This is a genomic window from Novacetimonas sp. GS1, assembly GCF_036686925.1.
In the GTDB taxonomy this organism is placed as follows: domain Bacteria; phylum Pseudomonadota; class Alphaproteobacteria; order Acetobacterales; family Acetobacteraceae; genus Novacetimonas; species Novacetimonas hansenii.
Map to the genome: position 1 here is coordinate 3,284,596 of NZ_VSZP01000001.1, position 14,215 is coordinate 3,298,810.

At 59.3% G+C, this 14,215-nt stretch carries 9 protein-coding genes; 2 read left to right on the forward strand and 7 right to left on the reverse strand.

Annotated elements, in window-relative coordinates; all coding sequences use genetic code 11:
- Positions 1–78: 78 nt before the first annotated feature.
- The 6 genes from FYB92_RS14425 to FYB92_RS14450 all read right to left on the reverse strand — a co-directional run bounded on the left by FYB92_RS14425 (position 79) and on the right by FYB92_RS14450 (position 6,816).
- Entirely contained in the window at positions 79–999 is a 921-nt protein-coding gene (locus FYB92_RS14425) for a LysR family transcriptional regulator (RefSeq protein WP_003617779.1), read from the reverse strand.
- A gap of 108 nt (positions 1,000–1,107) precedes the next feature.
- On the reverse strand, positions 1,108–2,112 hold the full coding sequence (locus tag FYB92_RS14430; protein ID WP_408902377.1) for an ABC transporter ATP-binding protein: 1,005 nt from the start codon (positions 2,110–2,112) through the stop codon (positions 1,108–1,110).
- Positions 2,109–3,155, reverse strand: coding sequence for an ABC transporter ATP-binding protein (locus tag FYB92_RS14435; protein WP_075624510.1), 1,047 nt, complete (start codon positions 3,153–3,155; stop codon positions 2,109–2,111). Before FYB92_RS14435 ends, FYB92_RS14430 begins: the two co-directional genes overlap by 4 nt.
- Positions 3,145–4,119 carry an ABC transporter permease gene (locus FYB92_RS14440; RefSeq protein WP_003617775.1) on the reverse strand — a complete coding sequence of 325 codons (975 nt, stop codon included), beginning with the start codon at positions 4,117–4,119 and terminating at the stop codon, positions 3,145–3,147. Before FYB92_RS14440 ends, FYB92_RS14435 begins: the two co-directional genes overlap by 11 nt.
- A gap of 13 nt (positions 4,120–4,132) precedes the next feature.
- Positions 4,133–5,137 (reverse strand): ABC transporter permease, encoded by a 1,005-nt coding sequence (locus FYB92_RS14445; RefSeq protein WP_332828855.1) that lies wholly within the window; start codon positions 5,135–5,137, stop codon positions 4,133–4,135.
- Positions 5,137–6,816 (reverse strand): ABC transporter substrate-binding protein, encoded by a 1,680-nt coding sequence (locus tag FYB92_RS14450; protein WP_075595900.1) that lies wholly within the window; start codon positions 6,814–6,816, stop codon positions 5,137–5,139. The genes FYB92_RS14445 and FYB92_RS14450 overlap by 1 nt, the downstream gene beginning before the upstream one ends.
- A gap of 1,079 nt (positions 6,817–7,895) precedes the next feature.
- Between FYB92_RS14450 and FYB92_RS14455 the strand changes: the two genes are divergently transcribed.
- Both FYB92_RS14455 and FYB92_RS14460 read left to right on the forward strand, forming a co-directional pair.
- Complete coding sequence (locus FYB92_RS14455) at positions 7,896–10,397, forward strand: TonB-dependent receptor domain-containing protein (RefSeq protein ID WP_003617771.1); 2,502 nt, start codon at positions 7,896–7,898, stop codon at positions 10,395–10,397.
- A 113-nt stretch (positions 10,398–10,510) separates the two neighbouring features.
- Entirely contained in the window at positions 10,511–12,406 is a 1,896-nt protein-coding gene (locus tag FYB92_RS14460; protein ID WP_225578677.1) for a CocE/NonD family hydrolase, read from the forward strand.
- Between the two features lie 151 nt (positions 12,407–12,557).
- Here FYB92_RS14460 and FYB92_RS14465 read toward each other — a convergent pair whose 3' ends face one another.
- On the reverse strand, positions 12,558–14,174 hold the full coding sequence (locus FYB92_RS14465) for a serine hydrolase (RefSeq protein ID WP_332828856.1): 1,617 nt from the start codon (positions 14,172–14,174) through the stop codon (positions 12,558–12,560).
- Between the last annotated feature and the right edge of the window lie 41 nt (positions 14,175–14,215).

A 14,215-nucleotide genomic window follows, 5' to 3' on the forward strand; every position in this document is an offset into this window, starting at 1 on the left:
TATCAATATTTTTATAAACATTGTATATATTTCAAACATTTTTTTAAAATCATGACACGAAACCCGACACATACCCCATCACCCATGGGCCGGGGCAAACCTGTTCGCGCGTGAGGTGAACACGTCCCACACCTGGTCACAGACCGGGCGTTGCGCATTGGCATGGCGATAAAGGCGTGTCTCCACCGTCAACACCAGCGCGGGATCATCGGTAACGGATACCAAAAGCCCCATATCGAGTTCATCGCGGATCAACCTTTCAGGCAGCCACGCCACCCCCCATCCCGCCCGCGCCATGGACATCAACCCGACCGACAGCGTGTCTTCGCAGACGACCCGCCGCCGAAAGGCATCATGTTTTGCAAAAAGCTTTGACAGGGCAACGCCAAAAAATGATTCATCGCCATAGCTCAGGTAATCGACGGCTTCCGCATTGGCCATTGCGTGGCTGACCCGTGCCTTCAGTTCCGGCGCACATACAGGCAATACACGCTCCGTCCCCAGACAGACGAAGGGAAACAGCGCCGGATCAAGGTGAAACGGCACAAGCGGATGGGCATAGGTCAGGAAAAAATCCGCCCCACCCGTGACCAGCCTGTTAAGGTTATCCTCGATCCCGCCAAGGTCTGGCGTCACCTTCAGGCGCGCCATGGACGGCATGTTCTCACGGCTGCCGAAATAATGCGGGATCAGCGTCAGCGCCAGCGTATGAAGCGCGGCGATGGTCACGACCTCGCACCGTGATGATGGACAGACACTGCGCTGCGCCCTGTAGAAGGCGGAGACGATCTCCGTCGCTTCCTCCAGGAACCGCCTGCCCTCCGCCGTCAGTTCCGCAGGGTAGCTGACCCTGTTGACAAGGGATGCACCCGCCCACTGTTCGAGTTGGCGGATACGCTTGGAGAAGGCAGGCTGACTGACATTGCGTTCACGCGCCGCACGCGAAAAGCTGAGGGTACGTGAAAGGCATACGAAATCTTCCAGCCATTTCAGTTCCACAATACCGTCCTTTCCGGTTCATGCCGACCGCACGGGACGAAAATAGCATATATTCGTGCAAAATCCGCAAATCCCATTTCCACGGCATGATGAACGCAGCGCGGCGCGTCAGCCGCGTGAAAGCGGGAAATGACACGCAACATCGTGTCCTGGGCCAATGGGGCGCAGGGTGGGTTCCTCCACCCGGCAGCGTTCCTGCACATGGGGGCAGCGTGTATGGAACCGGCATGCCGCCGGGCGTGCGATCGGGCTGGGAATATCACCGCCAAGCGGGACGGCGCGCATGCCCCCCACCACCGGGCGCGGCACGGCGGCGGTCAACGCAGCGGAATAGGGATGCGCCGGATGGTGCAGCACATCGTCCGTCGCACCAAGTTCGACCACCGCGCCAAGGTACATCACCGCAACACGCGTAGAAATCTGGCGCACCACGGCAAGGTCATGCGCGACGAAAACATAGGTCAGCCCCAGACGTGCCTGCAGGTCCATGAACAGGTTGACGATCTGCGCCTGCACCGACACATCCAGTGCCGAAACCGGTTCATCGGCCACAACCAGACGTGGCGACAGTGTCAGCGCGCGGGCAATGTTGATGCGCTGGCGCTGACCGCCGGAGAATTCGTGGGCATAGCGGTTGAGTGCCGCACGCGGCAGGCTGACGAGTTCCATCAGTTCATGCAGGCGCGCGGCAATTTCGGCCGCCGAACGCCTGCGCCCCCCCGCATCGGGATGCACCCGCAACGGTTCCGCCAGCAGGTCGCCAATGCGCCGCCGGGGGTTGAGCGAGGCATAGGAATCCTGGAACACCATCTGCATGCGCGGCCGCAGCGGACGCAGGGCGCGTTCGCCAAGGGCGGTGATATCGCGCCCTTCGAACATGATCTGCCCAGACGTCACATCCATCAACCGCAGCAGGCACCGCCCCAGCGTGGACTTGCCACATCCCGATTCCCCCACCAGACCCAGCACCTCCCCCGGCATGACCGACAGGGAAATGCTGTCCACCGCCTTGAGCGTCTGCCCACGCGCCAGAGCATAGGTCTTGCGCAGGTCGCGCACCTCCATCAGGGGGAGGGCGTCATCTGGCGTCATTGCGGTCAACCGTGCGCTCATGCGGGGGCGTCCTGCGTGGTGGGGGCGGCCACATGCCGCGGCGACAGGGGGCGGCCTTCGGTCGGCAGGACACAGGCCGCTTCCTGCCCGGCGCCAACCGGGATCAGGGGCGGCGGGACAAAACGGCAGCTTTCATGCACATAATCACAACGCGGGCCAAAGGCGCAGCCCGCCGGGCGGTCCAACGGCGCAGGCGGCGCGCCCGCGATGGTCGGCAGGCGTTCAGGCCGTGGCCCGTCCAACGGCGGGATGGAGGCCAGAAGGGCCGCCGTATAAGGATGGCCCGGATGCGCGAACAAGAGGTCCGTCGGCCCGGTTTCCGCCACCCGTCCTGAATACAGCACCAGCGTACTGTCACAGGTTTCCGCCACCACGCCCATATCATGCGTAATCATCAGGACCGAAGACCCATGTGTCGCACGCAACGAACGGACAAGTTCGAGGATCTGCGCCTGCACGGTCACATCCAGCGCCGTGGTCGGTTCATCGGCGATCAGCAGGGCAGGATTGCATGACAGAGCCATGGCGATCATCGCACGCTGGCGCAGCCCCCCTGACAACTGGTGCGGATAACGGTTGGCCGTGCGTGCAGGATCGGGCACCCCCATTTCCCCCAGCAGTTGCACCGTGCGCGCACGCGCCTGCCGGCGTGTGACGCGTTCATGCGCGCGGATCTGCTCGTCAATCTGCCAGCCAATGGTATAGACGGGGGTAAACGCCGTCATCGGGTCCTGAAAGATCATGGCGACCTGCTTGCCCCGCAGGCGCCGCATCCGTGCAGGCGGCAGGCCCACAAGTTCCTGCCCGCGAAACAGGGCGGAGCCGGTGATACGCACGCCCGGACTGTCGATCAGCCCCATGATCGCCATGGCCGTCACGGATTTTCCCGACCCGGATTCCCCCACCAGCCCAAGGATCTCACGCTCACCCAGCGTAAAGGACACATGCTCGACAATCGGGATCATGCGTCCGCCCGAAGGGAAGCTGACACACAGGTCGCGCACCTCCAGCAATGGCACGGGGCGGGATATCTCAGCGGCCATCACGCACCCTCGGGTCAAGAAACACATACAGCAGGTCCACCGCCGCATTCGCCATCACCACGAAGACGGCGGAATACATCACGGTTGCCATGATGACCGGCAGGTCGAGGTTGTTCAGCGCCTGATATGTCAGGTGCCCCACACCGGGCAGGCCAAACACAACCTCCGTCAACAGCGCGCCACCGCCAACAAGCTGCGCAAAATCCAGCCCGAACAAGGATACGAACGTAATCATGGATGTCCGCAGCCCATGCCACAGCAGGATGCGTACCGGCGACAGCCCCTTGGCGCGTGCGGTGCGTATGAAATCCTCCCCCGCCAGCGCCACAAGGTCAGAGCGCAGGACACGGCTGTAGATCCCGATGAACATCACCGCCAGCACGATCCATGGAATCACCAGCGCACGGAACCAGCCCAGCGGGCTTTCGCCAAACGGCACGTATCCCAGTCCCGGCACCCATGAAAACAGCCATGTGTCGTGATAACGGCTTTGCGTTACAAGGTTGGTCACCTGCCCCAGCCAGAAGACCGGCATGGAAATCCCCACCAGCCCGGCCATCATCAGGGTCCGGTCCACCCATGTATCCTTCATCGCCGCCGCCAGCGTTCCCATCGCGACCGATACCACAACCCAGATCAGCGCCGCCCCACACACAAGCGATGCCGTGACCGGGGCCGCGCGCAGGATTTCCGGCACCACAAGTTCACCGCGATCGACATAGGACGCAAGGTCGCGCGTGATGAACAGCTTTTTCATCATCGTGGCGTACTGCACCGGCAGGGGCCGGTCGAAACCATATTCCCGGCGCACCTTCTCCATCACGGCGGGGGAGGCATTGCGCCCGGCGATGCGCGCCGTGGGGTCCGCCCCCGGCGTTACGAAGAACACCACGAACACCAGCGCGGAAATCCCGAACAGCACGAAAAGCGTCTGTCCCAGCCGACGTAGCAGGGCAAGCATCATGGCCACGCTCCCTTCACGACGAACGCCGCGCCGCGTCACGCACATCCAGCGCATCACGCAACCCGTCGCCCAGGATATTGAGCGCCAGCACAACCACCACGATCGCAAGGCCCGGCGCGACCGCCACCATGGGACGGGTATAGATCAGCCCTTCGCCATCCTGGATGATGGTGCCCCATGACGCCGCGGGCGCCTGCACGCCAAGCGACAGGAACGACAGCGCGCTTTCCGCCAGCAGCGACAGCGCCATCAGCAGCGGGCCAAGCATCACCAGCGTGGTCGTGACATTGGGCAGGATATCACGCACGACAATACGCCAGCGCGGCACGCCAAGGCAGCGCGCGGCCGTGACGAATTCGGCCTGCCGCAACGCCATGACACGCCCACGTATCGGCCGCGCGGCATAGGGCACATAGACAAGTGCGATGATGAAGATGGGGATCAGCAGGCTGTCGGCCCGCACCGTGACCGGCCCGACCCGCAGCCCGTGGCTGACGGTGACGATCGAAAGGGAGATCGCAAACAGATAGACCGGCACCGCCCACATGATATCCATCATACGCGACAGCAGCGCATCCACGACCCCGCCAGAAAATCCTGCGACAATCCCCGCCATGGCCGCCAGCACAAGGCACACCACCGCCGCACAGGACGAGACCAGAAGGGAATCCCGCCCCCCGTACAGCAGCCGTGACGCAAGGTCGCGCCCCTGGCTGTCCGCACCCAGCAGATAGGTCGCATGCCATGTCGGCCCGATCGGGCTGAGGCCAAGATGCAGCGGGTTGTCATTGGGCTGCATAATATCCACCTCATGCCCGTCCAGCACGATGCTGCCCGCCACATTTGATGTGAACGGGTCCGTATGCGCGACATGATGGGCGTAAAGCGGCGCCAGCATGCATGCCAGCGTCACCAGCGCCAACGTCGCCAGCGCCGCCATGGCGGAACGGTTGCACGCGATGGAGCGCATGGCCTGCCGCCATGGGCCTGCGGGCGGCGCGGGAAGATCCTGTGCCATTACCGCACCCACGCCCGCGCGACGAGCATGTGATAGAGGGTATGGTAGGCATAATTTCCCAGACGGGCGGAAACCAGGTCTACATCCTTGATGGCAAGAAGGGGCACGGCGGGTTCATCACTGTTAAGCATGTTGGAAGCCTGACGCCACAGGGCCATGCGCACGGGATCGCGTGGTTCCTGTAACGCCCGATGCATGACGGCATCAAGGGCGGGATTGCAATAGCCGGGAATGTTGATCGAATTGTCGGAATGCGGGTGAAAGCTGGAGCAGGCAAACAGCAGATACACAAAGTTGGAGGGCGAGGGATAATCGCCAAACCAGCTTGTCAGGCTGATCTGCACATTGTTGGCACTGTTCTGGATATAGGAAAACTGCACTCCCCGGCTGATCTCACGCACAGATGCCCTGTAGCCGATCTGTTGCAGCCGGTCACGCATCCATGCCCCGATCCCACGCTGTGTTGAATCCGTCTGCACGACGATGGTCACAGCCTGTCCCTGCGTCCCGCTTTTCATGACAAGGTCGCGCGCCCGGTCCAGGTCGGGCCGGGGCCAGCCGGACATGCCGGATGCGGATACAGCCGGCAGCGTATAGGGACATTGCCCCACCGGCGGCAGCACATTGGGCGGCGCCATGTCGCACATCGGGGTCGCCACAGCCGGACCGCCATAGAAGATGGCCGCCGCATGCCGGTCGAGCGCCCATGCCACGGCCTGTCGTGCCATGGCATTGTCAAACGGCGCGATATGAACATTGAGAGGCACATAAACGATATGCAGCGACGGGTTGATATGCACCCGATCGGGGAAACGCGCCCCAAGTTCGCCCAGCCGGTCGAGGGGCTTGACCTCGAACATCCAGTCATCATGCCCGGCCTCCACCGACGTGACTTCGTCCTCGTCACGCAGGCCGAAACGGTAGGTTATCGTATCGACATAGCCTTCGGGCTGCGCGGCGTCGCTCCAGACGTGAAAATACGGATTGCGCGCAAGGTGCAACGACTGTTGCGGGTCATAGGAGACAACACGATAGGCGCCCGTCCCCGCCACAGGCACCGTACCAACATCATGGTCAGGTGTGTCGGCAGGCAAAATCACGGCATGGGGATAGGCCAGCTTGGTCAGGAACTCTGCATCGGGTTCGACAAGGTGGAACGTGATGCGCCCGGTCGCCGGGTCCACCTCCATCCCTTCGGACAGGGTGCAGGCATGGGGCTGGCGCAGGCAGTCATGCGCGCCGACGATATTTTCATAAAAACTGCTGGCCGTGGGACTGCCGACGCGGAAGATGCGTTGGAAAGAGGCCTGCACATCCTGTACCCGCACGGGCCGCCCGTCGGAAAAGCGGATGCCAGGACGCAGGTAGAATGTCCACGTCCTGCCCCCATCCTCTGGCTGGGGCAATGCCGTGGCCAGATCCGGCACGACCTCGTCCCCGGCCGCGCCCCCCGCCTTGCGATAGGTCAGGAGCCCATCATAAACGGCGGAAAAAATCTGCAGGTAAACCGGTGTGTAATGCAGTTGCGGGTCCAGCGTCCCGCCCGAAGTGCTGCCCAGCAGGCGAAGTTCCCCCCCATGGTGATCCTGTCCCGCCGCCTGCGCCGTAACGCACAGGGCGAACATGGCCGGCAGGAGAACCAGCAGGTGACGGAACACGTAACGCGCGCACAACGACATCAATCGCAACTATTCATGCCCCAAACATCACTGGTGGTGACATGCCTGCAATCCGGCCCCACGGCAGGCCATGACCCACACGCGCCGAAAGAAGCATTTACGAAAACCCCTGATCCACAAAATTGGGTTACACAATACCCGTCCTGTCGATATGGTTGCGTCCCCGTACTGACGCACGATGGATTCAGGCAGGCATGTGGTCCTGCCCCAGGGCCGGGACAGCTATTGTTACCAGACTGTACTGGATTGGCCGTAATATCCAATTCCATCTGGTCATGGGTACATAACCAGCAGTTATGCCATGGCGTACCCGATGGGCACACACGCGTGACATTTTTTATCCAATTGATATTAAACAATTATATTAAATATCCCCATAAATAATGCGACATTCCCGCCACAGTGCGTCTCCTTAACCCACAGCTAATGAAAACGGGGCGTATTTGGAATTGACATAAAACCATCACCACTGAAATAGTCTGCTGGACATTAACTTTTCTGGGGGGATTGGAACCATGAATCTATATCAAAGCCAATCCTGGAACGCCCGCCCCATTATGACGACGGCTGTTCACAGAATACATGAACATCCTGATAAAATCAGGGTATTATATATTCCGCATCACGTATGACCGATGCCTGACGGGGCGTCATGCATGCCCCACCACACGACGGTTCCCCATGCCGGTTTTCTTCATCAACATCCATTATTACATATAAATTATCCTGCAATTTCAGGATCATGGGCCTTAACTTTGTAAAAAATCAGGTCCCAGTGCCCGGCGGGCATCATGGATCATGCCATGCCAAGCAAAAGCCCGGGGCAAGCAAGTCCTGCCCTGCATTATGGGGGCGGACACACCCCTTAACTACAGGTTAAGTAGAACATGATTTTTTGTTATTGACAGGAAACGAATAAACCTAAAACGTTTCGATATAGAACCTAATGGCATCAGCCAGATAACGACCTTACCAAACATGGATTGGCATTATTTTTTCAAGATTGTGTGCCGTCTTCCGCAGAACATGTCGCAACCCGATCTGAGGCAAGGTAACAAATGCTCAGCAAAACTGGACCAATGCAGTATTCGAGAAAAAAATCATGGCTCCTGTTCTGTACGGCGATAACGGGTTATACCCTGTTCTCGTCGGTTGGAACATGCGCTTCGGCCTCCGCTGCGGACACGACGACCACAACGACGACTGCCACGACGCATCGCGTTGCTGCCAGGGGCGCGGTCAAAGGCACGCCCCGGACGGCACACGCAGCCACCGCGCAGCACCAGCTTGCCAGCAAGACGCCTGAAAGCCTGACGGTCAGTGCGACACGCGTGCGCAGCCATGGGTCCGAGGTCGCGGTGACACGACAGGTCATGGATCGTTTCGTCGAAGGGACGAACCCCATGCAGGTGCTGGCGCAGACCACGCCGGGCGCGAACTTCACCTCCACCGATGCGTTCGGCCTGGATACCTATGCCAACACATTCTACGTACGCGGCTTTACGCAGATGCAGATCGGCGCGACCCTGGACGGCATGCCGATGGGCACGCAGGGCTTTGCCAACAGCAACGGCGTCTCGATCACGCAGGCGATGATCCAGGATGATATCGGCGGCATGACCATGTCGCAGGGCGCGGGTGCGCTGGATTCATTCTCGACCCAGAACCTTGGCGGCGCCATGACGTATGTGACGTCTGACCCCAAGGACAAGGCGGGCGGCAAGGTCAGCCAGACCTTCGGCAGCTATAACGCGTTCCGCACCTATGGCCGCGTGGATAGCGGCGTGCTCAATTCCACGGGCACAAAGTTCTATGCATCCTTTGCACGCACCGACACCAACCTGTGGAAGGGCCAGGGATATCAGGACGAACTGCAGGCGGACGCCAAGCTGGTGCAGCCGCTGGGTGATCGCGGCAAGCTGACGGCCTTCTTTGGCTATGGCGATTTCACGCAGTCCAACTACCTGACGATGACGAAGAACATGTGGCAGAAGATGGGCCGCAATTCGACCTATCTGAAACCCGATTACGAAAAAGCCAAGCTGTGGGCCTATTATGCGCAGTACACCGACCAGGTTCCATCATCCGTGCAGGGCATCCTGTCGAATGACGAAGTGGGCGATTATTCGTGGGATGCGTCACAGTTGCAGCGCACCTATCTGTCGAACGTGTCGCTGCATTACGATATCTTCAAGAACGTGACGTCCGACACCATCGTTTATGGCAACGTCAACAGCGCCATCTATGGTGGCACCAACAACTTCCTGACCTCACCTTCCTACGGGCCGGTGTCGCTGAACTCCGACGGGACCGTATCGGGCGTGCCGCAGGCGCTGATCGGCAGCCATGCCTTCATGCGCCGCCTTGGCTTTACGCAAAAATTCGCCATCGAAGCCCCGCACCACAACCATATTGAAACCGGTGTCTGGTACGAAAACAACAAATGGGTGTATAATGAACGCCTGTATGAAGACGGCCTGACCTCCGGCCACAACGACGATTCCAACATGCCCGCCGGTTCCGGCGCGACATGGTTCAACAACAGCTTTAACACCAACACCTTCAGCTTCTTCCTGCAGGACCGCTGGACCATCATGCCGGGCATGACGCTGCTGGCTGGTTTCCGCTCCATGACGCAGACGACGCATGGCGGCACAAAGGCCGACTATACCGACAAGCTGGTCGCCGAAGGCTGGAACGCCTATTACCGCCATCCCGTCAGCGGCACCATGACGGCATCCGATGCGTTCCTGCCGCATTTCAGCTTTGACTACCATTTCCTCCGCAACCATGAAATTTACTGGGACATTGCGGAGAACATGCGTTCCTACGATTACTATTCACAGACAGATTCCGATACTGCATGGGGTGGCCTGGGTAATTCCACCACTTCGGCACAGACGGTGTTCAACGCGAACAAGAGCAAGCTGAAGCCGGAACGCACGTGGAACTATGTCGTCGGCTACCGCTACAACTCGCGCTACTTCTCCGGGACGGTGGATTTCTACCACACGGATTACTACAACCGTCTGGCGGCCATTACCGAAGGGTCAGCCAACAACACCAACAACGCCTTCCTGAACGTGGGTCGCGAAACCATGAATGGCGCGGACGTGCAGGGCACGGTGCGTCCGTTCAAGGGACTGGAAATCACCAACAGCTTTAGCTGGAACAATGCCGAATACCAGAGCACGGCCATCAACTATGGCGGGACAACCTACAGCATCAAGGGAAAGCACCAGGTCTACTATCCCAAGTTCATGTATAAGGCGAACCTGAACTACACCTACAAGCGGGCGATGTTCAACTTCAACGTGAACTATATCGGTTCGCGCCCCATGACCTACCTGAATGACGAGAAGATCCCGTCATACTGGCTGGCCAACCTCAACCTTGCCTATAACTTTGGCAAGATCGGCTTCACCCATAACCTCAAGACCACGTTTGGCATCACCAACCTGTTCAACACGAACTATATCGGTGGCGTGTATGGCGCGGCATCGGTCAGCGGTGATGACAACGCCAACCTGTTCGTCGCGGCACCGCGCGAATTCTTTGGCACCATCTCGGCGGAATTCTGAAAATCGCCGCCTGACGGGGCCGGACCTTCGGGTCCGGCCCATTTTCTGTACGCTGCATGAGACCGATGATGAAAAAAATATTTCTGCTGTCAGGATGTTTCGCTGCCTTTTCAATGACCGCCCTGGCACAGGAGGCGCCGCCAGGCGGCATCGCCCCCGACATGCCGGACAAGTTCGAGGTCGCGGATTCCAGCTTTGATTACGTTCGTAAGGACGTGATGATCCCCATGCGTGACGGGACGAAGCTGTATACCGTCATCCTGATCCCCCGGGCGGCCCATGATGCCCCCATCCTGCTGACGCGCACGCCCTATAGCGCTGATCACATGGTATCATATGCCTATAGCGGCCATATGGGCTCGATCATGGAGGGGTATGACAACATGCCCGACGTGATCGCCGATGGCGGCTATATCCGCGTTATCCAGGATGTGCGCGGCAAACATGGTTCCGAAGGCCACTATGTCATGGCGCGTCCGATGCGTGGCCCGCTGAATGGCACACAGGTCGATTATTCAACCGACACATGGGACACGATCGAATGGCTGATCCATAACCTTCCGCAAAGCAACCGGAAAGTCGGGATCATCGGGATCTCCTATGATGGCTATACCGCGCTGACGGCACTGTTCCATCCGCATCCAGCGCTCAAGGTTTCTGTGCCCATGAACCCGATGGTCGATGGCTGGATGGGCGATGACTGGTTCCATAACGGCGCCTTCCGCGAGGAATCGCTGCCCTACATCTATACCCAGGACGCCACGCGCAAGAGCATGCCGAAATGGTGGGCCAGTCAGTATGATGCCTATGACGTTTACCTGAATGGCGTATCCGCCGGCATGGTGGGCAAGTCGCGCGGCATGGAGCAGATCGGCTTCTTCCAGCAGATTCTGGCGCATCCCTCCTATGATGCCTACTGGCAGGATCAGGCCATGGACAAGCTGCTGCAAAAGGAAGGGCTGAAGGTTCCGACATTGCTGGTACACAGCCTGTGGGACCAGGAAGACATTTATGGCGCGATTGCAACCTATTACGCGTTGCGACAGACCCCGTCGGCGGCCTCCAACCTCTATCTTGCCATGGGGCCATGGAACCATGGAGGAGAGGCCAAAGAGGCAGGCATGCTGGGGGATATCGACTTTCACGCCGATACCGGACTGTATTTCCGCAAGAAGATCCTTGAACCGTTCCTTGCACATTACCTGAAGGACGCGTCCATCCCGCTTCCTGCCCGCGTCACGGCCTTCCGCACTGGGGAGAATGTGTGGGAATCCGAAAATGCCCTGCCGTCACAGGAATGTGCATCGGGATGCACCAGCCTGCATTTCCAGCCCGGACACGGCATTGCCTTCACCCCGGCGGGCGCCAATGCCGGCACGCAGCAATATGTGTCCGACCCCGCGCACCCGGTTACCTATATTCCACGTCCCGTGCTGACCAAGGGGGCAACGGGTTCGCCATGGGCAAAATGGCTGACGATGGACCAGCGCAATTTCTCCGCCCGGCCCGACGTCCTGACCATGACATCTGGTGTGCTGACGCAGCCCTTTACGATCAAGGGGCAGCCTGTTGTCCACCTGACGGCCGCGACGACCGGCACCGACGGGGACTTTGTTGTCAAGCTGATCGATGTCTATCCTGACGAAGTGCCCGAACAGCGCGAGATGGGTGGCTACCAGCTGATGGTCAGCGCTGATATCCTGCGTGGCCGCTATCGCAAGAGCCTCGAACATCCAGAACCCATTCCCGCCAATACACAGCAGCTTTACAAATTCAACCTGCCTGTGGCGAACCATACCTTCCTGCCGGGGCACCGGATCATGATCCAGGTACAGTCGAGTTGGTTCCCGCTTTATGACCGTAATCCGCAGACCTATGTGGACAATATCTTCCTTGCCCCCGCGAGTGCCTATAAACCGGCACAGATCAGTATTGACGTCGCCAATAGCTGGATTGACGTGCATGCCCCCACACCGGCGGGCAATATCTTCGCCCCGCAAAAACCCTGAATATACGGACCAATGACAAAAGGGGCATGGGAATTGAATTCCTATGCCCCTTTTTTTATGAAATACGTTCTGGAACAATACATTATTAAAAAGGTACGGACTTTACCGGACACTACGTCCTACATCATATTGCCCGGGACATGTTCGATTATCAGGGCTGGTCCGAAACCTTGCGTGGATGCAGGTCCTGCGCGTCAAAGCTGAAGTCCGAGCCGATAACCTGCATCTTCATACCTACGACCTTGCCCGTCATATCGCGCTGGAACTGGACATAGCTGTCATCCTCCGCATCCTGTGCGCGGTTATCCCATCGCACCACGAACAGGTCATGCGGCAACGCCGACAGTACACCCGAAAGACCGATCGCCTTGTCAAATGTCAGGCGCAGTTCGGTACCCTTTTGCGTAACATGCAGGTTTCCACGCCAGTCATCATGGTACAGCCCGACATAGTCATGCGCCGCCTGTGCAGACAGCGTGATAAACGGCCGCGCGGGTGATCCAGGCCCGTCGGTGGCGGCAGCCTTGGCCGCCTCTGCCTCCTTTGCTGTGGCCTCATCCTTCCAATGCTGCACCCAGTCATCGCTTTTCCCTGTTACGACAAGGGAGTTCAGTGTCGTCTGTATGGCATAAGTCGCATGATGGTCATCATGATTGGTCAGGACCACAATCCCGGTATTCATTTCCGGCAGGAACGAGACATAACTGACCATTCCGTCGATCGTGCCCGTGTGCCATACACGCTTTTTTCCAAAGAAATCCTCGGTAAACCAGCCATAGCCATAGGCACGGAAATGCCCCTGCGTTGCCTGTGCCGTATCCGGCAGCGGCAAAAGCGCATGCGGGGCCCATACCACATCACGCTGCGCAGTACTGATGATGGTTCTGCCCTGCGGGGTTTTCCCACCATTGAGGAACATCTGCACCCAACGGCTGACACCATCGACACTGCACCAGATACCTCCCGCCGGGGCCACGGCAGGCAGACGCAGCGTGGCACGATCAGGCAGGGCGGGATCTTCGCCCTGTCCTGTTGCAACATCCATCTGCCCGCTGACCGGCGGCGTACTCTGGCAGGCGGGCAGGCCAGCAGCGTCGATCAGATGCGACTGGACATAATTTTCCCAGCTTGTGCCACTGATTTTCTCCACCAGCGCACCCGCAACGACATATAACAGGTTATTATAGGCGTAATCCACACGAAATGGCGCGGTAAATGGCATGTAAGGCAGCGCAGCCAGCACTTCGGGCCGTGTGAAGGTGCTGTGGGAAAACAGCATCAGGTCGCCCGCTCCCTCGCCCATGCCGCTATGATGCGTCAGCAGGTCGCTGACGCGGAAATCACGCGTGATGGCGGGATCTGCCACCCGGAATTCCGGCATATGGTCGATCACCCGGTCATCCCATTTCAGCTTGCCCGCATCAACCAGCGTCGCAAGCGCAGTGGTGGTGAATTCCTTGGTATTGGACCCGATTGCGAACATCGTGCGCGTATCGACATTACCGCTATGCGCGTCCTCTCCCCTGCGGCCATATCCCCGTGCAAAAATAACCTGTCCATCATGCACGACCGCCACGGCCACACCCGGAACATGGAACGCATCGCGCGCGCGCGCGACAACCGCGTCGATCTGTGCGGCGCTGAGGCCCGGCGGCAAGGCAGCGGGCGCGGCCCACGATGCAGAAATCGCAGGCGGCAATATCGCAAGTGACAATATGCCCATTCCCACAATGCGACGGGCGACCCGTCCTGCACATGACTTTTTCACTACCGGCCATCCTGACGCTGCTGAAGAAAAGGGACGTCGTC

Bases quoted from the DNA above. Each gene is read 5' to 3' on its own strand.
- FYB92_RS14450 (WP_075595900.1), bottom strand. From the start codon at position 6,816: ATGTCGTTGTGCGCGCGTTACGTGTTCCGTCACCTGCTGGTTCTCCTG.
- FYB92_RS14435 (WP_075624510.1), bottom strand. From the start codon at position 3,155: ATGGCCGCTGAGATATCCCGCCCCGTGCCATTGCTGGAGGTGCGCGAC.
- FYB92_RS14430 (WP_408902377.1), bottom strand. From the start codon at position 2,112: ATGAGCGCACGGTTGACCGCAATGACGCCAGATGACGCCCTCCCCCTG.
- FYB92_RS14460 (WP_225578677.1), top strand. From the start codon at position 10,511: ATGACCGCCCTGGCACAGGAGGCGCCGCCAGGCGGCATCGCCCCCGAC.
- FYB92_RS14445 (WP_332828855.1), bottom strand. From the start codon at position 5,137: ATGGCACAGGATCTTCCCGCGCCGCCCGCAGGCCCATGGCGGCAGGCC.
- FYB92_RS14440 (WP_003617775.1), bottom strand. From the start codon at position 4,119: ATGATGCTTGCCCTGCTACGTCGGCTGGGACAGACGCTTTTCGTGCTG.
- FYB92_RS14455 (WP_003617771.1), top strand. From the start codon at position 7,896: ATGCAGTATTCGAGAAAAAAATCATGGCTCCTGTTCTGTACGGCGATA.